Here is a 20,184-nt window from a genome sequence, read left to right as displayed (position 1 = left end):
GCTTGATATAGAGAATCTTGTTTTTGCAATAAATCGATAGAAAATATGTATCGATTGGGCCGTCAGAACGCATTCACGTTTCGGCCCTACAAGACACTACGAGCTAATGTTCCGGATAGATGATGTGCGCCAGAGCGATTGTTCAGATGTCAGAGCGCCGGCCAGCCTGCGATGGCTGGCGGCGTTCGCGGAGTGTGGCGGTAAGATTACGCCAGCGACTTGATGGTATTCAGCTTGTCCTGCAATGCGGCCACGGAGCTTTCCACAGCGCGCTGTCGTTCACGCTCGGTAGCCACGATTTCTGCCGGGGCGTTGTCGACAAACCGTGCATTGCCCAGTTTGCCATTGATCGCCTGCAGGTTTTTCTCCAGTTTCGCTATCTCTTTTTCAAGTCGCGCGATTTCCACATCCTTGTCGATCAGGTCAGCCAGTGGTACCAGAATCTCCATGTCCTGATACAGCTGTGTGGCGCTGACCGGTGCCGATTCGCCTGCCCGCAATGCACGCAGCTCCGACAGTTTTGCCAGTTTCAGCAGGTTGGCCAGATTTTCATCAAGACGTCGGCGGTCCTGCTCGGTGGTGTTGCCCAGCAGCGCCGGGAACTGTTTGCCAGGGGCGATATTCATCTCGCCGCGAATATTTCGAATACCAATGATCACGCCCTTGACCCAGTCGATGTCGGACTCTGCCTGAGGATTGATCAAGGCATTATCCACGGCCGGATAGGCCTGCAGCATGATACTGGTGTTGCTGGTTTCGATGCCGATCAAGGTGGCGATCTTCTGCCAGATTTCTTCGGTGATAAATGGCATCAGCGGGTGCACCATACGCAGGCTGGTTTCCAGCACTGTCAACAGGGTCAGGCGGGCAGCGCGGGCCTTCTCCGGCTGATTGTCGGCATCCCAGAGCACGGGCTTGGACAGCTCCACATACCAGTCACAGTACTCGTTCCAGAAGAAGTCGTAGATGGTCTGTGACATCAGGTCAAAACGGTAGTTGCCCATGTGATCATGTACCTGGGCGACGGTCTGCTGCAGACGCGAAAGAATCCAGTGATCGGCCAGGCTCAGATTTGGATCGTCGCGCAGTGTGGCCACATCAGAGGCAGAAAACTGAATTCCCTTCTCTTCGGTGTTCATGATCACGTAGCGCGAGGCATTCCAGATCTTGTTGCAGAAGTTGCGGTAACCCTCCATGCGGCTGACATCGAACTTGATGTCACGGCCGGTGGATGCCAGCGAGTAGTAGGTGTAGCGAAGCGCATCGGTGCCATAACCGGTAATGCCATCCGGGAACGACTCACGGGTAAACTTCTCGATTTTCTTCTCGAGCTGCGGCTGCATCAGGCCTTCTGTACGCTTGGCAACCAGATCATCCAGGCTGATACCGTCGATCAGGTCGATCGGGTCCAGCACATTGCCTTTGGACTTGGACATCTTCTGTCCGTTTTCATCGCGGACCAGGCCGGTGATGTATACCTTCTTGAACGGGATCTCGCCGGTGAATTTCAGTGTCATCATGATCATCCGGGCTACCCAGAAAAAGATGATGTCGAAACCGGTGACCAGTACATCGGTCGGATGGAAGGTTTTCAGGGTTTCCGGGTCATCCGGCCAGCCCAGCGTTGAGAAGGTCCACAGTGCAGACGAGAACCAGGTGTCCAGCACGTCTTCATCCTGCTGCAGGGCCAGGTTCTCAGGCAGTTTGTACTTTTCCCGCACCTGGGCTTCGCTGCGTCCGACATAGATCTTGCCTTCGGCGTCATACCAGGCCGGTATGCGATGTCCCCACCATAGCTGACGTGAAATACACCAGTCCTGAATGTCGCGCATCCAGGCAAAATAGGTGTTTTCCCAGTTCTTTGGCACAAATTCAATATCGCCGTCCTCGACCGCCTTGATGGCTGGTTCGGCCAGCGATTTGACTGCCACATACCATTGGTTGGTCAGGTAGGGCTCAATGACTACGCCGGTTCTGTCGCCGCGTGGTACTTTTAATTTGTGTGGCTCGACCTTGGCGAGCAGCCCGGCGCTTTCCATATCAGCCACGACCTGCTTGCGTGCATCAAAGCGGTCCATACCACGATAGGCCTGTGGCGCATTGTCGTTGATGGCGGCATCGATCGTGAAAATATTGATCATTTCCAGGTCGTGGCGCTTGCCAACTTCATAGTCATTAAAATCGTGGGCGGGCGTGATTTTTACGCAGCCAGTACCAAACTCCGGATCGACGTAATCATCCGCAATAATTGGTATGCGCCGATCGCAAAGGGGCAGGTCTATCCATTTGCCGATCAGTGACTTGAAACGCGGATCTTTCGGATTGACCGCAACTGCGGTGTCACCCAGCAGCGTTTCCGGGCGCGTGGTGGCGATGGTGATGAAGGTCTCGCCATTGTCGGTTGTGGCACCGTCCGCCAACGGATAATTGAAGTACCAGAAAAAGCCGTCTTCTTCCTCATTGATCACTTCCAGATCAGAAACTGCCGTGTGCAGTTTCGGATCCCAGTTAACCAGACGATTGCCGCGATAGATCAGACCCTCGTCATAGAGGCGGACAAACACTTCTTCCACGGCCGCAGACAGCCCTTCGTCCATGGTGAAGCGTTCACGTGTCCAGTCGATGGAACCACCCAGGCGGCGGATCTGCTGCGTGATGATGCCGCCGGACTCTTCTTTCCACTTCCAGACTTCATCAAGAAACTTGTCGCGACCCAGCTCAGTGCGTTTGACACCCTCGCGCTCCAGACGACGCTCGACCACCATCTGGGTGGCAATGCCTGCGTGGTCGGTACCCACCTGCCAGAGGGTGTTGCGCCCCATCATGCGGTGGTAACGGATCAGTGCATCCATGATGGCATTCTGGAAACCGTGACCCATGTGCAGGCGACCTGTGACGTTCGGGGGCGGTATCACAATACTGTAGGAGTCGCCTTCGCCGCTGGGGGCAAAGTAGTTACGCGATTCCCAGGTCTGGTACCACTGTTGTTCGATGTCTTGGGGCTGGTAGGTCTTGTCCATGGATGCTCGGGGGGTCTCTGCGATGGCTCAATGTCGGAAAGCCCGGGATTATACCTGATGCAGTGCCACATTTGCAGCGATCATCCGGGTTTGCTGCAACCCGTATTGATCGGCTCCGGCCTTGGGATGCCGGGGGTAGTTGCTCTGGAGACGCCCGTGAACCCATCCGTGGGGGGCTCGTCGCCAGCCATCCCTGGCTGGCGGCGCTCCACGCAGCTACCCCCGACACCCCAAGGCCTCAGTGCCATCCTGCAAAGCGCGGAGACCATCCGCCGTCAGACCGTGAAATCTTCAGCAGTATCACTGCACCGGGTATGCTTTTAATCTGGCGGGCACAAGGCCGCTAGGGTGTCATGCGTCATTGGCGGCTATTGCTCCTGCAAAACCGGCATGACCGCCATCCATGGCGGCCAGATGTATTCACGGGCGTCCCCAATGCAGACTTACCCCGTTCCCTTGGGGCCGGACCGGATCGAAGCCATCCAAGAGGGACGGGGTTGCGTAAAATCTGATAGATAATGGCTACCGGTTGTTGATTGGAGAGCGTGGGGGATTTTGTGAATCGATTGGGTGTTTTTGCTCGGGTGGCTGCCTTGTGGCTGCTGGTGTATGCGGCGCCGGTGCATGCTGAGATTGATCATCAGGCCTGGACGGCGTTGCTGCAGGAGCATGTGCGGGTGATTGATGGCGGGCAGGCGACTCAGGTCGATTACCAGGGTATGAATGATGACAGGGCGGCGCTGCGGGCTTATCTGGATGCGCTGGCGGCTGTCTCGCGTGAGGATTTTGAACAGTGGGCGCAGGATGAGCAGCTGGCGTTCTTGATCAACGCCTACAATGCCTGGACTGTGGAGCTCATTCTGACCGAGTATCCGGACATCGACTCCATTCGCGACATTGGTGGCTGGTTCGGCTCGCCCTGGGGTCAGGATATTGTCGAGCTGTTTGGTGAACGCTATACGCTGGACAATGTCGAGCACGACATGATTCGCGGCTGGAATCGTTACAATAATCCGTTGATTCACTTTGCGGTCAATTGCGCCAGCATCGGCTGTCCGGCGCTTCGCAATGAGGCGTATACCGGTGAGCAGCTGGCTGCACAGCTGGATGAGCAGACGCGACTGTTCCTGGCAGACCGTTCGCGCAATCGAATCGAGGACGGCCGTGCCCGCGTCTCAGAGATCTTCCGCTGGTATCCTGAGGATTTTGAGCAAGGCTGGATGGGGTATCAGAGGGTGGGTGAGTTCCTTGCCGACTACGCCTCAGCGCTGGGCGCGACAGCAGAGCAGGCTGATGCACTCCTGAGCGGCGATATGGCAATACGCTATCTGGATTATGACTGGGCCCTGAATGATATTCCGGATTCGTAACAAACTTTGTAACTTTCAGCCAAGCTCAATCACAGTGCCATCTGCAGCGCGGGCATCCTCAGCATCATGCGTCACCAGGATGGCAGGCAGACTGGCATCGCGCAGGGTCTGAAACACATGCTGTCGAACTTCCTGGCGCAGATGACTGTCCAGCCGAGAAAAAGGTTCATCCAACAGCACAGCGTGCGGATTGGACAGTAGCAGCCGCTGCAATGACACGCGTGCTTTCTGGCCACCGGATAGCGTGGCGGGATCGCGCTCAGCAAAACCCGCCAGACCCACATTCTCAAGTGCCAGTTCGACGCGTGCTGATCGATCCGGTACGTCGGCAGGCAACGCAAAGGTAAGGTTCTGCGCAACCGATAGATGCGGAAACAGCAAAGGGTCCTGGAACAACAATCCCACTTTGCGCTGTTCAGGCGGCAGCCCGTTCAGACAGCGTTCGCCCAGCCATATCTCACCCTGAGCCTGAAATTCCGGCGCAAGAAAGCCGGCAATGTATGCCAGCAGCGAGGACTTTCCGGCGCCAGATGGACCCATGACAGTCAGTGTGGCGCCGGGTTCGATCTGTGCATTGATTTGCAGAAGGCGCTGACCTTTGAGGGTGATTTCAATATCCTGCAGGCGCAGGGTCATGCCAGTCATGTCAGTGAACCTCGCATCGCCTTTCGATGGCGCCAGATAATTCGTGGCAGGGCCAGTGCCAGCGCGAAACCCAGCATGGGGAGCAGTGTCTGCATCAATGCCCATACTACAATAGGGCCACGTGTCCCACCCGAAGCCAGCGCAACCGCTTCGGTCGTCAGTGTGCTGACCCGTCCTGCACCTGTCAATAAAGTTGCCAGGTACTGACCGATGCTCACAGCAAACCCGACAGCACAGGCAGTGGCTATTGGCGCGAGCAGCAGCGGCAACTTGATCCGCCACCAGACACGCATGGGGGAGGCGCCCAGCGTCGCAGCGAGTTGCTGCCAGCGCGGGTCCAGGCGTCGGTAGGGGTCCGCCAATGTCAGATAGACGTAGGGCAGCACAAACAGACAGTGGGCAAATCCGACGACCAGCAAGCCTGGCTGCCAGCGCAGCTGTTCCAGCATCAGCGTCAGCCCATACAAAAATGCCACCTGAGGCACCAGCAGCGGAATATATATGGCCCAAAGTAATCGTTGTGGTGCCAGGCCGCGTCGGGATTCGTATTCCAGTGCCGCCAGCACAAGTGCCACGGTGAATAACACCGATGTCAGGCCCAGCAACAGCGTATTGCCCAACGGCGTGTTGAGCACACTGCCCACACTCTGCCAGTGCTGAATTGTCCATGCTGTTGGCAGATTGTCCGGAAAGCGCCAGAGTCCTGCGAATGCCTGCAGGCAGAGAACCAGCAGACTGAGCATCAACGTGCCAAGCGTCACTAACAGCGTGCTGCGGCCAATAAAATTGACTGTCGCCTGCCCCCGTCGACGGATGCCACGCAGACTCAGTTGTCTAAGTAGCGGTTTCAGCAGCCGCTCCGCTATCAGCCAGATGGCAATGGCTGACAGCGTGACCGTCAGCTGCAACAGCGCCGCTGCCGATGCCAGCATACGGGTTGTCAGGTCGGAGTCAGCGAACCAGCCTACGATGCGGACGCTCAGCGGCGGTGGCAAAGACGGGCCCAGAATCAGCGCCACATCGACGGTGGCGGAGGCGAAGGCGATAACGGCAAACAACGGAAGTCGCAGCAGCGGGTAGAGAGCAGGTGCCACGGTCCACAGCCATGCGTAGACCGGACGGTATCCCAGTGTCCGTGCCATGGCGACACGTTGGTCCGCCTGCAACTGTGGCAGTACGGCCAGTGCCATGAGTAACAGGAAAGGGATTTCCTTGAGAACAAGTCCCGCCATCATCGACAGGCCCAGCGGATCGTTGAGGATCAGCAGATCAGGGGGACGTTGCCAGCCACTCAATTCCGGTGACAACAGGCGCAGTGCAAGCCCGGAAGGTGCAATCAGGAAGGCCAGACCGAAGGCGGCTGCCGCATGGGGTACTGCGAGCAGTGGCGCCACCAGTTGGCGCATGATCCGCGCCCATCGGGTGCCGCTGACTGCAGCAAGAAACAACATGACCAGCAGCAGGGCCAGCATTGGTGTGATGACGCCGGCGGCAAGACTAAGTGCAACACTATGGCCTATGCCTGGCACTTCCAGCAGTTCGCGCCAGACAGACAGGCCGGGATCTGTCAGACCCAGGACGGGCAGGTAGCCGAAGGCTGGCAATACCACGGCGGCCAGTCCCAATAAAACGGGAATGACCAGTAAAATGACCATCAGTGCTGGCGCAGCTCTCAGCATTTCAGCCGGCCCTGTTGTGCTTAGACTGTTTCATTGACACCGAAGAGCCTTCAGCGGCTGACATAACGCGCCATCCAGGCTGCCTCCAGCGCGTCCATCCAGCTGGGGTGCGGCTCCTGCAGTGCGGTCGTGCCCGTCATCGCTGCAGGGGCTGCAGGGTGTGACTGGCGTGTCGCCGCGAATTGATCCTGCCATTGCTGCGACAGGACAGTTATATCGATAACGGCTGTGCCACCCATGTGATCGGGATCCTGCGCGCGCAACTGGGCCTCGGGTGACAACAGAAAGTTGGCTGCCACCATCGCGGCAGCCTTGTGGCTGGCGTTGAATGGGATCGCGAGGAAACTGACATTCGCCAGTGTGCCACGTTGGGGCAGGTGCGTACGGACGCTGTCCGGCAATTCACCGCGCGCCACACTGTTGACCGCTTCAGTCGGATTAAAAGAAATCGCCAGCGCAATTTCACCGTCGACCATCAGGCGGCGAAGCTCCGCCCCGTTGGCAGGGAAATTGCGACCCTGGCGCAGCAGATTGGGATGCAGGGCGTCCAGGAAATCCCAGAGAGGGGCAGTGACCGCATTGAAATCGCTGTCACCAACAGGCGTATACAACACCGATGTGTCTGACACCAGCTCCAGCAATGCCTGCTTTAAAAACGTTGTGCCCAGAAAGTTTGGCGGCCGGGGGTAGGTGAATTCGCCTGGGTAGCGTTCTGCCCAGTCGAGCAGCTCGCTCACACTGACAGGCGCCGAAGCCACATAGGCGCTGTCGTAATAAAACACCAGATGCGCCCGCAGCCAGGGCGACTCATACCCGTCCACTGGTACGGTAAAGTCAGATCTGACATCAGGATTGGCATCGGCATTGACCAGTGCGTAGTTTGGCAATTGTTCAGCCCAGGGGCCAAACAGCAGGTCATTGTCCTTCATGCTGGCAAAATTCTCACCGTTCAGCCACAACAGGTCCACTGCGCCGCGATCTGAATTGCCTGCCTGTTTTTCCGCCAGCACTCGAGCGACGGCATCCGCTGTATCGCTCAAACGCACATGCGTCATATCAATGTCATGGCGTTCCGCCAGTTCGCTGGCAACCCAGTTCAGGTAGGTATTGGTCTGCTGATCACCACCCCAGGCATAAAAATACAGTGGCCGATTGCGAGCCTGATCCTCCACCGCCGTCCAGTCTGCCGGGTCAGCTTGCTGGCCATGGGCCAGCGCCGTGAAAAGCATACAGCCGACCAAGGTCCGTGACTTGTGTTTCGCTAAGCGTCGGAGCGGTTTTGAGAGCAGTTCAGTCAACGCTGTCGTTTTAAGATAGAACGTCATCAGCTATTCAGCTCTCAGGATGTCTGATGTGTGGGTATCATCTGCAGGCGACGCCCGAGTCGTTGTCTGCGCAGGTCGTGCAGCACTGTTTCCAGGTGGTCGCGAAAAAAAGCGTCGCAGCCGATACACAAATTGCTGTAATCACGTCCGTCGGGCGTGTGGGTGTAGCAGTTGGCGAGATACTCACTGACTGACTGGCCCTGGGTAAGGCCCATGCGCTCAGGTTTGCCGGCATTGATGGCTTCAAATACCGGGTGTCCGGCCAGGCTGTCGAGAATGTCTGTCAGTGGTTCCTCTGTCAGGTTGCCCAGCGCCCGAGCGGTTTTCAGACAGCAGGGGAACACATTGCCATCGGGGTCGATCGAGACTTCAGATCCGTTATAGCCGTACTCCAGAAAACCCAGTCCACCCGACCAGGCGTTACAGAAGTTGTCCTTGATGGTGGCTTTGGACAGGCTGTTCTGCCAGGCACGCCCGCGAGGCCAGATCTTGCCAATCCAGGCATCATCGGTTGCACCAAACATGCTGTATACCGGCGGGCCCTGGCCGTCCAGGTCGCGACGCTTGTCATGCTCTGCGACGCTGATCATGCCGGCAGATTCGAACATCTCGCGAAGCTTCGCAGCCAGCTCGAGCTTCTTGTCACCCTGCATGCCGACATGATAATCGTCGATACCTGCTGCAGAAACCGACCATACGCCGCGACTCAGTAGTTCGTCGAGTATCTTTTCAGTCAGCAGGTCGCCGGTGGTCTGCACGATGACCTTGACGCCACCGTTGTTGCGGTACTTGTCGCGGATGGCTTCAAGAGCTGGATATAACACGCGCTCCCGCACTGGGTCGGTCAGCACGTCGCCGCCCGAAATGATGATTCTGCCGGTGCGCAGCTTGAACCCGCTGGGCGTGCTGTCGTCCGGTGTATCGCGGTCGAGGTACTGCATGGTCTCAGGAAAATTGCTGATAATGGCCGGTGCGCTTCGCAATGCCTCGTTCACCACCTCGTCCAGTTCTTCGCGCACGTAGGGACGGAAGCGTTCTTCATAGCAGTGTTTGCAGCGTCGATGACAATGCCAGCAAAGTACATAGTAGATGGATTCCATCGATTGCTCCTGCTTGTTGTTTGCTAATGCTTGTCGTTTACCAGTGCTCAATCGCCTGTGTCCTGTGTTGTCTCAGGAAATTACGCTGCCGGTCAGCCGCTGGATGGTGGTCGATAGGCCGCCGGTGCTGTGCTGCGGTTGTTTTGCACAATGCCCAGCAATACCAGTGGCACAACAATCATCAAGCTGCCAATGACAAACCAGATATCAGGTGCCTCGGCAAACCAGATCCAGCCAATCACAATGGCCCAGATCAGACCGGTGTATTCGGCACTGGTTACCTGGTTGGCATCCACTGTCCGGTAGGCCAGCAGCACCGTCAGGCTATATATCAACATCAGGATGCCGGAACTCAGTGCATAGCTGACAATATCCAGGCGCCAGCCGGGTGCCGAGAAAAACCATTCCCAGGCGAACAGTAACAGCGCCGGGGGCACCATCAAAAAATGGCTGACAAACAATTTGTGCACGGTGGATTGATCTTTCGGCAGCAAGCGCACCAGCACCGCATTGACGGCCAATGCCAGTGCGCTTCCCAGCGCTGCCAGTGCGCCCCAGTTAAAGTCGATTGGCCGCAGAATCACCAGCGTGCCAACAAAGCCACTGACGACTGCAAGCATACTCAGCGGTGTGAGTTTTTCGCCGAACAGCATTACCGCCAGCACCATGACCATCAGGGGAGCCACATAAAACACCGCATTGGCCGTTGCCAGCGGCAATGTAGTCAACGCCACGACCATACAGAATACACCCAGCAGGGCCGTCAGTGAGCGCACAAGATGCACCTTGAGCCCTGCAAATGGCGCCCTGTGGTTGAACTGCCGATAAAACGGAAGCAGCAGTAGCAGCGTGATCAGTGTTCTGATTACGATAAACTGAAAGATGGGTGCGTCGCTGCCCATCAGCTTCACGATCACATCCGAAAGCACGGCGAGTGCGTTGCCGACGATCAGCAAAATCATGGCGCTGCGCAGGGTATGCCCTGACATGCTCCGAATCCCCGAAAATAATGATTAAGGTCGCCAGACGCACTGCCACCCTGGAGTGCGTCTGGTTCAGAAAGTGCCGGCTCTTGTGTGCTGTGTCAGGCTTTCTGTTGACGCAGGTATTCAACCAGCAGCGGAACCGGACGTCCGGTTGCGCCTTTTAACGCGCCGCCAAACCAGGCCGTGCCAGCGATATCCAGGTGTGCCCACTGGAATTTTTCAGTGAACCGCGACAGGAAGCAGGCCGCTGTGATGGTGCCGGCTTTGGGACCACCAATATTGGCAATATCAGCAAAATTTGAGTCCAGCAGGGCCTGGTATTCATCGCTCATGGGCAGGCGCCAGACGGTATCCAGCGTGGTCTGACCAATCTTGAACAGCTCATCAGCCAAAGGGTCATGGTTGCTCAGCATGGCGGTGTTGACGTCGCCAAAGGTGGCCACGGCCGCGCCCGTCAGCGTTGCAACATCGATGACAGTTTTGGGTTTAAAGCGCTCTGCGTAGGTCAGTGCATCACACAATACCAGTCGGCCTTCTGCATCAGTGTTGAGAATCTCGATGGTCTTGCCGGACATGCTGGTAACGATATCGCCAGGTTTGGTTGCCCGGCCACTGGGCATGTTTTCAGCAGCAGCAATCACTGCCACAACATTAATCGGCAGGTTGAGTTCTGCCACGGCTGTCATTGTACCTATTACTGAGGCCGCACCGCACATGTCGAACTTCATTTCGTCCATGCCCAGTCCTGGCTTCAGGCTGATGCCGCCAGTGTCGAAGGTGATGCCCTTGCCAACCAGACAATAAGGTCGGCTGTTGGCTTTTGTGGTGCCTTTATGTTCGATGACAATCAGGCGGGACTCCTGATCAGAGCCGTGACCCACTGACAGCAATGAACCCATACCGAGCCGCTCCATCTGCTTCTCGGTTAGCGCTTTGACTTTCAGTGACTTGTACTTCAGGCCCATTTCTGTGGCGCGCTGCGCCAGGTATGACGGTGTGCAGATATTTCCAGGCAGATTGCCCAGCTCTCTTGTCACACTCATGCCGGCACTGATTGCCTGGCCTGCCTGCAGGGCCTGATCCAGCGACTTTTTGGTGCTGCCCGTAGGTGCTGCAATGCCAACCGATTTCAGACTCAGTGGCGGGGCTTTTTTGCTTTTGGTCTGGTCATAACGATACTGGGCATTGCCCAGCTCCATGGTCAGCTGTGTGACAGCCCATTCGCCATCGCGCTCTTTGACTGGAACCTGTGCCAGCGCCACCAGGGCCGATTTGGCCGGGGTTTTGTTCAGGGCCTGAGCGGCGGCACGGACCGCCTTACGCCAGATTTTGGGCTCTGCCGGTGCACTCTCGCCAACGCCTACCAGCAGCAGTCGATCCGTCAATGAGCTGTCGGCGACCGGTACCAGCAAAGTCTCGCCCGCTTTGCCTTTGATATCGCCGGCTTTATGCAGTGATTTGATCAGTGCGGCCAACTTGTCGTCCAGCGGGATATCCTCGGCCAGCAGGCCGGTTTTTTCGCATACACCCAGTACCAGGCAGTCGTGTTTTTTGCCCAGATTCTTGTCGGCGAGCAGCTGAAATTTCATAGAAGTTTCCTGAAAAGTGCGTTATCAAAAGGGTAACTGCCTGACATGCTAGAGAATTACGCGCGGCATGGCAATAAGTGTACTTTAGTGCCCCAGACGATTAAAATTGGCGCCTCATTTTCTCAGCACGCAGCATGGAGCGGTTATGGCACGTGTCAAAATCAATATGCCGGAAGAATTCCTGTTCAGCATGGAATATCCGGTGCGCTTCAGCGACCTTGATTACGCCCGCCACCTCAACAGTGTTGCCATGGTTCACATCCTGCATGAAGCGCGTTTGCAGCTGCTGGCCAGCCTGGGACTGACCGAGTCCAATATATTCGGATTGGGTATGGTCGTGACGGATATGGCCATTGATTATCGTTCTGAATCGTTTGCCAAGGATGTGCTGGTCATCGAAGTGGGTGTCGGACGTTTCAACAAGTACGGCTGCGATATCTGCTTTCAGATCACCAACTCCGCGCTGGATCGGGTTGTCTGCAATGCCAAGCAGGGCGTTGTGTTTTTTGATTTTGACAAGCACAAGATCGCCCCGGTGCCGCCTGCCTTCAAAACTCTGGTGGGCGAGAGTGAACTTTAAACGGGACGCTGCCCAGTGATCCTGTTTCGCTACCTTGCCCGTCAACTGCTGCAGGTCACTGCGGCTGTCACACTGATCCTGTTGGTAGTGTCCTTCACCTCAAGATTTCTGCAGTATCTGGGCGATGCCGTTGCCGGGCAGATGACAACCGATATTCTGCTGTTGCTGATGTCGTTCCGGCTGCCCGAGTTTCTCACTATCATCGTACCCTTCGCGTGGTTTCTGGCCGTACTGCTCACTTATGGTCGGATGTACGCTGAGAATGAACTGGTTGTCCTGCATGCCTGTGGTTACAGTCGCCGCCGGCTGCTCGGCGTGACTACCCTGATTGCCTTGATGCTGGCGTCGCTGATGGGCCTGCTGAGTCTTTACGCTGCCCCGGCAGGTCTGCAGCAGACCGAACGATTGCGTCAGTCGCAGCAGGAACTGACCGAAATAGACCTGATCGTTGCCGGACAGTTTCAGGAGTTCAACCGCGGACAGCGTGTGACCTACGCAGAAACCATTTCCGAAACCGGCCAGGGCCGCCAGCTGAACAATACCTTTGTGGTGGTCAGAGACCCAACGCCGCCGGAAGGCGAGTCCGGTCTGCGAGTGATGATTGCAGAAACCGCCCGACCCGTGCTCGACGAGCCCAGCGGGCGTCGCTTCATGCTGCTGGAAAACGGTGTGTTTTATGACGGCACGCCAGGTCAGGCAGACTACACCATCACAGACTTTGTGCAGCAGGGCATACTGCTGCCAGAACAGGTCGGCATAGCGCCAGTACTGGAAGAAAAAGCCCTGCCGACACTGGCGCTGCTTGGTTCGGCAGATCCGGCCTATCAGGCGGAACTGCAGTGGCGCATTTCAGTGGTCCTGCTGCTGCCCATTCTGTCCTTGATTGCGGTGCCCCTGAGCAAAGTTGAGCCGCGTCAGGGGCGTTTTGCCAGACTGGTCCCCGCGGCACTGCTGTATGGTGTCTATTTCATGCTGCTGCAGGTGTCCCGTGATGCCATCGAAGAAGGTGAGCTGCCGGTGCTGGTCGGACTCTGGTGGGTACATCTGATGTTTCTTGCCGGCGGTCTGTGGCTGATGCTGCGCGGTCGGCCCAGGGTCAGCCAGGCTTCCCGCCTCGCGCCCGGTCCAGAAGGACAGCCCTCATGAGCATGCTGTCCCGATACGTTACGCGAACGGTGCTTGGCGCAATGCTGATTGTGCTGGGCCTGATTACCACGATTGATCTGATCTTCACGCTGGCTGACGAGCTGGGCAGTACCAATCAGTTTTACACAGCTGCAAATGCCTTTGCTTACGTGATGAAAACCCTGCCTACCAGCGTCTACGAACTGCTTCCCTACATTGCTCTGGGTGGCGCGATTATCGGGCTGGGTGTGCTGGCCTCCAGTCAGGAACTGCTGATCATGCAGGCAGCCGGTGTCAAGACGCACACACTGATAGGCTGGGTGATGATTCCGGTGCTGGGTGTCATGCTGTTTGGCCTGGTCCTGGGTGAATGGGTGGCGCCGACTCTGCAGCAGCAGGCGCAAAGTGATCGTGCCATGACCATGAGCGGTGGTCAGGCGATCAGCAGTGATGAGGGGGAATGGCGCAAGATTGGTGATCAGTTTATTCACATCAATGCCATTGCGCCGGGCGGGCGCGAGCTGTTCGGTATCACCATTTTCTCCCTGAACGTCGAGCGCCGGGTAGCAAGCAGCCGCTTTGCGCAGCGTGGCGAATATGTCGACACCGATGGTCAGTCCTACTGGCGTCTTTATGATGTGCAGCAGACTGTATTCGGCGACACTCAGTTACAGGGCAGTCGCCAGCCGGAGTATCGATGGGACGTTGATATGTCGCCGGAACTGTTAAGCGTATTGCTGGTCAGGCCGGACCGTCAGTCGATCAGCGGTCTGTTCCAGTTTGCACGCTATTTTGACAGCGAGGGTCTCGACAGCAGCAGCTATTACCTGGCGTTCTGGAAAAAACTGATGCAACCCCTGGCGACTCTGAGCCTGGTGCTGCTGGCGGTATCATTTGTATTTGGACCGCTGCGTGAAGCGACCATGGGACATCGAGTGTTTGTCGCCATTGCGATATCGCTGGTGTTTACCATTGTCCAGCGCACCATTGAGCCTGTCACATTATTGTATGGCATCAGCCCGTTCCTGGCGGCATTGCTACCGGTACTGCTGTGTGTGTCGATTGGGGTCGTGCTGCTGCGCAGAGTCTGACTGATCGCCAGCCAGCCAGCTCAGCATCGCTGCCCGATCAGGGGATCAGTGCATGCATACGGATGTTGATCATGCGCAGGGTGGCCTTGACCGCCGCCAGCACCTGGTTGGCGTCCACGCCACGGGTTTTTATCTCCCGCTCCTCAACCCGCCAGGTAATGATACATTCAGTCAATGCATTGGTATTGCCGCCACGTGGAATGTGGACTTCATAGTCGACCAGTGCTGGCATGACAAAGTCGCGCTTCTTGAGGATCTTGCTGATGGCATCGATGAAGGCTGCAAAGCCGCCATTCCCCGATCCTGAAGCGTTGTAGTTCTTGCCCTGAATGGTCACGCGGATACTGGCTGTACTGTCGACATCCAGGCCACTGCTGATGTAGCAGTTCAGCAACTCGATGTAACGGTACTCGCGTCGTTCGAGCACATCTGCAATGATGAACGGCAGATCGTCGGCCGTGATCAAAGCCTTGGAGTCCCCAAGCTTGACGATTTCCTGAAGCACCTTGCGCTGATCTTCGTCGGACAGTTCCAGGCCCAGCTCTTCCAGGTTATTGGCCAGTGAGGCCTTGCCACTCATTTTGCCCAGTGCATAGGTGCGCTTGCGGGCAAAACGTTCCGGACGCAGGGCAGTGATATAGAGCCCGCCTTTCTGGTCACCATCGGCGTGAATGCCCGCGGTTTGAGTAAAGACATCGGCACCAACGATGGGCGCATTGGCGGCAACCCATTTGCCGGAAAAATTCTCGACCATGCGACTCAGCATGGCGATACGGGTTTCATCGATGGACAGTCGGACATCCATTTTGTCTTTTAATACCACGGCGACTTCCGCCAGTGATGCATTACCTGCGCGTTCGCCGAGGCAGTTGATGGTGCAATGAATGGTGTCGACACCGGCCTTCACTGCGGCCATCACGTTGGCAGTGGCCAGTCCGTAGTCATTGTGGGGATGGAAATCGAAGCGTTGATCGGGAAAGCGATCCACCATGTCGGAGAGCGCCTCGAACACTTCATCCGGGGTCATGACGCCCAGTGTGTCAGGCAGCATGAAGTTGCGAATCCCAATATCGCTGACACCGGCCACCAGGCCATAAACATACTCACGGCTGTCTCGGTAACCATTGGACCAGTCTTCCAGATACATGTTTACCTGCAGACCGTTTTCATGCGCGTAGGCCACGGTCCGTCTGATGTCGTCGACATGCTGTTCCAGCGTTCTGCCCAGCTGCTCGCGGCAGTGTTTTTCGCTGCCTTTTGCCAGCAGGTTGATGACCTTGCCGCCGGCATCACGAACCCAGTTGACGCTCAGTGTGTAATCCACAAAGCCGAGCACCTCGACTTTCTCCAGCAGGCCTTCCTGCGCCGCCCAGGCATTAATATCGGCGACTGCCTGTTGTTCACCCGCAGAGACCCGCGCTGAAGCGACTTCAATACGGTCAACACGCAGCGCCTGCAGCAGTGACTTGGCAATCTGCAGCTTTTCCTTGGGCGTGAAGGAAACACTCTGGGTCTGTTCACCATCGCGTAGCGTGGTGTCCAGCAGGCGAATGTGGCGGCGTGTGTCGTTGGCCGAGTCTGTCATGTGTTACGGGTCCCGGTACTGGTCTGGACGAGAGCGGCGATTCTATCAGAGTTTAAGTTTGTGGCGAAATGACCGATAATGAGGACATGATGACAAACAAACTGAAGCTGTCAATTTTCTCCCTGTTCCTGCTGTCCGCGCTGGGTCTGACCCCGGGTGTGGTCCAGGCGCAGAGTATTTCCGGTGGCAGCACAGAACTGCTTGACGAGAAGGAAGTAGCCCGTCTGTGGCTGCCTGCCAGTTATTCGCATTTACAGAATCAGCTGGTTCTTGCAGCACGCCGCGCAGCCCGTCACGAGGATTGTCAGGAAGTGTTGTACGGACGTCTGAATGAGTATCGCACAGAACGTGATGAGCCCTCGTTTACGATCATGTGCATGAAGGATGTGCGCACCACCTTTGATCAGGTGTTTTTTGCCAGTGAGCTCGACGGCGAGTCACTGGATGAGCCGAGGCAGCAACCGACCTCCGAGGAGCTGGAGCAGTTGCGTGGTCTGCTGCAGTCAGTGGCTCCGAATCGACGTGCTCCTGGCAGCGAAGATGACGCGGACGAAGCTGCAGTCGATATGACCCCGCCGGAAGTATTCTGAACCCATGAGCGATTCCCGTCAGGCGCCGGACTCCGGCGCCGCAGTCAAGTCAGGCAAAACCAAAATCGATCGCCGTTTGCTGGATGCAGCAGAAATCGCTGAGCTGCCGCGTGCAGGGCTGCTGCGGCGTCTGGCAGCGCTGTTGTACGATATGTTTCTGGTGGCGGCTATCTGGTTCTGTTTTGGCTACGTCCTGCTGTTTATCTTCGGCTTTTTTGCGGACAACACCAGTCAACTGGTGGACGGCGAGGTGGTTACGCACCCGGTGCTTTCTGCTCTGCAGTTTGTCATGATGGTGAGTACTTCACTGGCGTTCTACGTGTGGTTCTGGTGCCGCAGTGGTCAGACGCTGGGCATGATTGCCTGGCGAATTCGGGTGCTGAGTCTGGATAATCAGCCCTTGACTGCGCGGCAGGCGGTGACACGTTTTGTTGCCGCATGGCCAGCTTTCTGGCTGGCCGGGCTTGGGTATTTTTGGATGTACGTCGACCGGGATCGGGACGCAGTGCATGACAAGCTGTCGGGCAGCAAGGTGATCCTGCTACCCAAACATGCCAGACCGTTCTGACGGTCCGGGCCGCCTGTCAGGCTGAGGGTACAGGCAGCTTTCGCAGTGCCTCGACGACGCGGTCGCCAAATGCCTGGGTATCGATCATTTTGACGTCGCTGCCGGGTTTGGACAGATCCGGAGTCGAGTAGCCGTCGGCAAATACGCTTTGCATGGCGTGCCAGACGTTACGTGATTCCTCGCGCATTCCAAAGCTCATCTCCAGCATCATCGCCACAGACCCGATCATTGAGTAAGGATTGGCGATATTCTTACCCGCGATATCCGGAGCCGAACCATGAGAGGGCTCATAGTAGGCCTTCTCGTCACCGATACATGCTGAGGGCATCAGTCCCAGTGAGCCCAGAATGCCGCCACCCTGGTCGCTGAGAATGTCGCCGAACATATTTTCCATCACCATCACGTCAAATCGACCTGGGTTCAGGCAGAGGTAGGTCGCGGCGGCATCAACCAGAATGTGTTCGATCTTTACGTCCGGGTAGTCCTTGCCAACTTCTTCAATGACCGTGTTCCACAGCACGCTCGACTTCAACACATTGCTCTTGTGGATGTTGTGCAGTACTTTTTTGCGGCTCTGTGCCGTTTCGAAGGCGACTTTGGCGATCTGACGAATCTGTACTTCGTCATACTCCAGAATCTCTTTGACATAACGAATGCCATCGGCCGTTGTGCCCGTTTCCTTCTCGCCGAAGTAAAGGCCACCGACCAGCTCACGGATGATCATGATATCAATGCCGTCACCTATGATTTCTTTTTTCAGTGGCGAGAAATGCGCAAGACCCTGTGGCAGGAATACCGGGCGGAAGTTTGCGTAGGTATTGTAACGACGGCGCAGCGGCAGCAGAGCACCACGTTCAGGCTGCATATCGACCGGGATCTTCTGTGATTCCTGGTGGTTCAGACCAATCGGACCTTTCAGAATGGCATCTGCCTCATCACATACTTTCTGGGTCTGTTCCGGAAACGGGTGGCCGCACTCAAAATAGGCGCTGGCGCCAAAGGGCGTATGGATCAGGTCAAAGGTGACGTCATTGCGCTCGGCAACGAGTTCCAGCACCTTGACCGCTTCGCGCATGATTTCCGGGCCGATTCCGTCACCGTCGAGCAAGGCGACCTTGTAATGTTGAGACATATGAATTCCTGTATATAGATTAGGGCCCGGGCGGGCCTGCGTCCGCACGGGAATTTCAAAAAGGGCGTTAATTTAACACGGCAGGAGGGGGATCGGAAGTTTGCTGACCGGCCCTGCCAATCAGAATAGCTGCATAACCTGGCGGATAAAAATCAGTGCCAGAATTACCACCACGATATACGAGACTGTATCGCTGACCTGAAAACCAAAAAACTTTTTAGGTTTGCCTTCGTTATTTTGTGCCATGTCAGATCCTGCATCCTTGTCATACATGGAGCGTAGATTACACAACATTGTCAATGCTTACTAGCACCGAATGGGGGGGATTTAGGGTAAATCTCCTACGAAACGGGCCAATCTGCTGCATCAACCGAGTCCAGCTGGGTATTTGGCTGCTCAGGTGCCCAGTGCCGCACATAGTCTCCGTGAGGGTCGAACTGGGCCGCCTGCTTTTCAATATTGAAGTGTCGACCACCGCGAGGATCCACACCCACGCCTGCGATATATTGCCAGTTGCCCCAGTTTGACGCGACATCATAATCAACCAGCTGGTGCTCAAACCAGGCCGCGCCATAGCGCCAGTCCATGCCCAGTTCGTTGACAAAGCAACTGGCTGCAATCTGACGTCCCCGATTAGACAGGTAGCCGGTCGCCTTCAATTCCCTCATGCAGGCGTTTACCAGCGGCCAGGGCGTATTGCCATGACACCACTTCTGGTATCGCTCAGGATGCAGGCAGGCATGCGGTGCTTGCTTGCGCAGGCCTTTCAGGCGGTACAGGCTGTCATGCTGTGCCAGCGCCAGCCAGTGAAAGTATTCACGCCAAAGCAGCTTCTGCAGCAGATGCTGACTGGATGCGGTGACACCGTTTTGTTCCTCGTGTCGTTGCAACATGTGTGCAGCACGGCGCACTGACAGACATCCCTGCGAGAGTGCCGCTGATAACCTGCTGGAGTTGTCCCTGCCAGACAGCGCGTTGCGTGTCTCCTTATAGGTCATCGGTAACTCTGATTCGAAGTAACGCCTGGCATGACTGGAGGCAGCCGACTCACCCGGCGGGAAAGCGAGATCCGCGCTATTGTCGGCGCCGGGGCGCTGACCGCCATTGGCTGCCAACGGCGGCAGTGTTGGCAGCCAGGCGGGTAACGGGCTGCTTTCTACAACACGCAGTGGCGGTCGGGGCAGCGAATCAGGCGTCTGAATGGGAAGTTGTGGCGGAAGATTCTGAACCCGCTGGCGAAATGCCGCAAATCCCTGCTTCAGTGTGCTCAGTTCGGTGTCAATCTGTTCGAGCTCATACAACGTATTGTTATCTACCTGCACTACTTGCAGATTGGGGAAACGAGACTGCAGATAGCTCAGAATCCGGCGCTCATCACTGCCATTCTGACGACTGCAGACCAGGCGGTTGACGGGGTGTCGGTCAATCAACTGGCTTAGCTGTTGTTCTGTGTAGCCGTACTTGATATCAAGATATTGACCGCGGTCGCGCAGGGAACGGCCCAGTTCGGCAAGCGACTCGTTCAGGTAGCGCCAGCGATGCAGGCCCATTGAGCTGATATGATAGCGATGTGGCAGAAACCATCGCTGATCAACACAATAAACACAAATTAATGCGTCGCTTTGTGAGGCCCGCAGCAGGGCAGGGTTGTCACTAAGCCGCAAATCATTCGTTATCCAGTACAAAGTTGTCGCCATGTGATCGCGCCCATCGAGTAAATTGGGGTAAAATTGCGCCGCGCGGCAAGATGCAGATCAAACCGGTGAATTTGGGTCTGTTCCGTGCAGATGTAGGGTATC

At 56.5% G+C, this 20,184-nt stretch carries 17 protein-coding genes; 6 read left to right on the top strand and 11 right to left on the bottom strand.

Going from position 1 to position 20,184, the window contains the following annotated elements; translation table 11 throughout:
• Window positions 1–206: 206 nt before the first annotated feature.
• Window positions 207–3,020 carry a valine--tRNA ligase gene (locus tag QGM61_RS07190; protein ID WP_281132474.1) on the bottom strand — a complete coding sequence of 938 codons (2,814 nt, stop codon included), beginning with the start codon at window positions 3,018–3,020 and terminating at the stop codon, window positions 207–209.
• Window positions 3,021–3,577: 557 nt separating this feature from the next.
• Here QGM61_RS07190 and QGM61_RS07185 point away from each other — a divergent pair.
• Complete coding sequence (locus QGM61_RS07185) at window positions 3,578–4,390, top strand: DUF547 domain-containing protein (protein ID WP_281132473.1); 813 nt, start codon at window positions 3,578–3,580, stop codon at window positions 4,388–4,390.
• Between the two features lie 15 nt (window positions 4,391–4,405).
• Here QGM61_RS07185 and QGM61_RS07180 read toward each other — a convergent pair whose 3' ends face one another.
• The 6 genes from QGM61_RS07180 to QGM61_RS07155 all read right to left on the bottom strand — a co-directional run bounded on the left by QGM61_RS07180 (window position 4,406) and on the right by QGM61_RS07155 (window position 11,714).
• The gene (locus QGM61_RS07180) at window positions 4,406–5,035 is read right to left on the bottom strand and encodes an ATP-binding cassette domain-containing protein (RefSeq protein ID WP_237133634.1); all 630 of its coding nucleotides are present in this window, start codon (window positions 5,033–5,035) and stop codon (window positions 4,406–4,408) included.
• Complete coding sequence (locus tag QGM61_RS07175) at window positions 5,032–6,714, bottom strand: ABC transporter permease (RefSeq protein ID WP_281132472.1); 1,683 nt, start codon at window positions 6,712–6,714, stop codon at window positions 5,032–5,034. The genes QGM61_RS07180 and QGM61_RS07175 overlap by 4 nt, the downstream gene beginning before the upstream one ends.
• A gap of 50 nt (window positions 6,715–6,764) precedes the next feature.
• Complete coding sequence (locus QGM61_RS07170; protein WP_317622149.1) at window positions 6,765–7,943, bottom strand: ABC transporter substrate-binding protein; 1,179 nt, start codon at window positions 7,941–7,943, stop codon at window positions 6,765–6,767.
• Between the two features lie 110 nt (window positions 7,944–8,053).
• Complete coding sequence (locus QGM61_RS07165) at window positions 8,054–9,139, bottom strand: SPASM domain-containing protein (RefSeq protein ID WP_281132470.1); 1,086 nt, start codon at window positions 9,137–9,139, stop codon at window positions 8,054–8,056.
• Between the two features lie 92 nt (window positions 9,140–9,231).
• Window positions 9,232–10,128 (bottom strand): DMT family transporter, encoded by an 897-nt coding sequence (locus QGM61_RS07160; protein WP_281132469.1) that lies wholly within the window; start codon window positions 10,126–10,128, stop codon window positions 9,232–9,234.
• A 95-nt stretch (window positions 10,129–10,223) separates the two neighbouring features.
• Window positions 10,224–11,714, bottom strand: a complete 1,491-nt coding sequence (locus QGM61_RS07155) for a leucyl aminopeptidase (RefSeq protein ID WP_281132468.1) — start codon at window positions 11,712–11,714, stop codon at window positions 10,224–10,226.
• A gap of 145 nt (window positions 11,715–11,859) precedes the next feature.
• Between QGM61_RS07155 and QGM61_RS07150 the strand changes: the two genes are divergently transcribed.
• From QGM61_RS07150 to lptG, 3 genes are read left to right on the top strand one after another with little or no spacing between them, the layout of a single operon-like run.
• On the top strand, window positions 11,860–12,294 hold the full coding sequence (locus tag QGM61_RS07150; RefSeq protein WP_281132467.1) for an acyl-CoA thioesterase: 435 nt from the start codon (window positions 11,860–11,862) through the stop codon (window positions 12,292–12,294).
• A 15-nt stretch (window positions 12,295–12,309) separates the two neighbouring features.
• Window positions 12,310–13,440 carry an LPS export ABC transporter permease LptF gene (lptF, locus tag QGM61_RS07145; RefSeq protein ID WP_281132466.1) on the top strand — a complete coding sequence of 377 codons (1,131 nt, stop codon included), beginning with the start codon at window positions 12,310–12,312 and terminating at the stop codon, window positions 13,438–13,440.
• Window positions 13,437–14,510 carry an LPS export ABC transporter permease LptG gene (gene lptG / locus QGM61_RS07140; protein ID WP_281132465.1) on the top strand — a complete coding sequence of 358 codons (1,074 nt, stop codon included), beginning with the start codon at window positions 13,437–13,439 and terminating at the stop codon, window positions 14,508–14,510. Before lptF ends, lptG begins: the two co-directional genes overlap by 4 nt.
• 37 nt (window positions 14,511–14,547) lie before the next feature.
• On the opposite strand, the gene QGM61_RS07135 is transcribed toward lptG, so the two are convergent.
• Window positions 14,548–16,095 (bottom strand): alpha-isopropylmalate synthase regulatory domain-containing protein, encoded by a 1,548-nt coding sequence (locus QGM61_RS07135; RefSeq protein ID WP_281132464.1) that lies wholly within the window; start codon window positions 16,093–16,095, stop codon window positions 14,548–14,550.
• 86 nt (window positions 16,096–16,181) lie between these two features.
• Between QGM61_RS07135 and QGM61_RS07130 the strand changes: the two genes are divergently transcribed.
• Window positions 16,182–16,685, top strand: coding sequence for a hypothetical protein (locus QGM61_RS07130; protein WP_281132463.1), 504 nt, complete (start codon window positions 16,182–16,184; stop codon window positions 16,683–16,685).
• A 4-nt stretch (window positions 16,686–16,689) separates the two neighbouring features.
• A complete protein-coding gene (locus tag QGM61_RS07125) occupies window positions 16,690–17,253 on the top strand; it encodes an RDD family protein (RefSeq protein ID WP_281132462.1) in 564 nt (187 codons plus the stop codon).
• Window positions 17,254–17,269: 16 nt separating this feature from the next.
• Here QGM61_RS07125 and leuB read toward each other — a convergent pair whose 3' ends face one another.
• From leuB to QGM61_RS07110, 3 genes are all read right to left on the bottom strand, one after another.
• Window positions 17,270–18,385, bottom strand: a complete 1,116-nt coding sequence (leuB, locus tag QGM61_RS07120) for a 3-isopropylmalate dehydrogenase (RefSeq protein ID WP_237133646.1) — start codon at window positions 18,383–18,385, stop codon at window positions 17,270–17,272.
• A gap of 120 nt (window positions 18,386–18,505) precedes the next feature.
• Window positions 18,506–18,631, bottom strand: a complete 126-nt coding sequence (locus QGM61_RS07115; RefSeq protein WP_272907265.1) for a hypothetical protein — start codon at window positions 18,629–18,631, stop codon at window positions 18,506–18,508.
• Window positions 18,632–18,726: 95 nt separating this feature from the next.
• The gene (locus QGM61_RS07110; RefSeq protein ID WP_281132461.1) at window positions 18,727–20,082 is read right to left on the bottom strand and encodes a DASH family cryptochrome; all 1,356 of its coding nucleotides are present in this window, start codon (window positions 20,080–20,082) and stop codon (window positions 18,727–18,729) included.
• Window positions 20,083–20,184 lie beyond the last annotated feature (102 nt).

Origin of the sequence: Pseudohongiella sp. SYSU M77423 (assembly GCF_029911965.1) — a bacterium.
Taxonomy (GTDB): Bacteria; Pseudomonadota; Gammaproteobacteria; order Pseudomonadales; family Pseudohongiellaceae; genus Pseudohongiella.
This window is presented reverse-complemented; position numbering and strand designations above follow the sequence as displayed.

Excerpts from the sequence above, each read along its gene's own strand:
- QGM61_RS07165 (WP_281132470.1), bottom strand. The coding sequence starts at position 9,139 with ATGGAATCCATCTACTATGTACTTTGCTGGCATTGTCATCGACGCTGC.
- QGM61_RS07175 (WP_281132472.1), bottom strand. The coding sequence starts at position 6,714 with ATGCTGAGAGCTGCGCCAGCACTGATGGTCATTTTACTGGTCATTCCC.
- QGM61_RS07190 (WP_281132474.1), bottom strand. The coding sequence starts at position 3,020 with ATGGACAAGACCTACCAGCCCCAAGACATCGAACAACAGTGGTACCAG.
- lptG (WP_281132465.1), top strand. The coding sequence starts at position 13,437 with ATGAGCATGCTGTCCCGATACGTTACGCGAACGGTGCTTGGCGCAATG.
- QGM61_RS07155 (WP_281132468.1), bottom strand. The coding sequence starts at position 11,714 with ATGAAATTTCAGCTGCTCGCCGACAAGAATCTGGGCAAAAAACACGAC.
- QGM61_RS07160 (WP_281132469.1), bottom strand. The coding sequence starts at position 10,128 with ATGTCAGGGCATACCCTGCGCAGCGCCATGATTTTGCTGATCGTCGGC.
- QGM61_RS07170 (WP_317622149.1), bottom strand. The coding sequence starts at position 7,943 with ATGCTTTTCACGGCGCTGGCCCATGGCCAGCAAGCTGACCCGGCAGAC.
- QGM61_RS07150 (WP_281132467.1), top strand. The coding sequence starts at position 11,860 with ATGGCACGTGTCAAAATCAATATGCCGGAAGAATTCCTGTTCAGCATG.
- QGM61_RS07110 (WP_281132461.1), bottom strand. The coding sequence starts at position 20,082 with ATGGCGACAACTTTGTACTGGATAACGAATGATTTGCGGCTTAGTGAC.
- leuB (WP_237133646.1), bottom strand. The coding sequence starts at position 18,385 with ATGTCTCAACATTACAAGGTCGCCTTGCTCGACGGTGACGGAATCGGC.
- QGM61_RS07180 (WP_237133634.1), bottom strand. The coding sequence starts at position 5,035 with ATGACTGGCATGACCCTGCGCCTGCAGGATATTGAAATCACCCTCAAA.
- QGM61_RS07135 (WP_281132464.1), bottom strand. The coding sequence starts at position 16,095 with ATGACAGACTCGGCCAACGACACACGCCGCCACATTCGCCTGCTGGAC.
- QGM61_RS07115 (WP_272907265.1), bottom strand. The coding sequence starts at position 18,631 with ATGGCACAAAATAACGAAGGCAAACCTAAAAAGTTTTTTGGTTTTCAG.
- QGM61_RS07125 (WP_281132462.1), top strand. The coding sequence starts at position 16,690 with ATGAGCGATTCCCGTCAGGCGCCGGACTCCGGCGCCGCAGTCAAGTCA.
- QGM61_RS07130 (WP_281132463.1), top strand. The coding sequence starts at position 16,182 with ATGATGACAAACAAACTGAAGCTGTCAATTTTCTCCCTGTTCCTGCTG.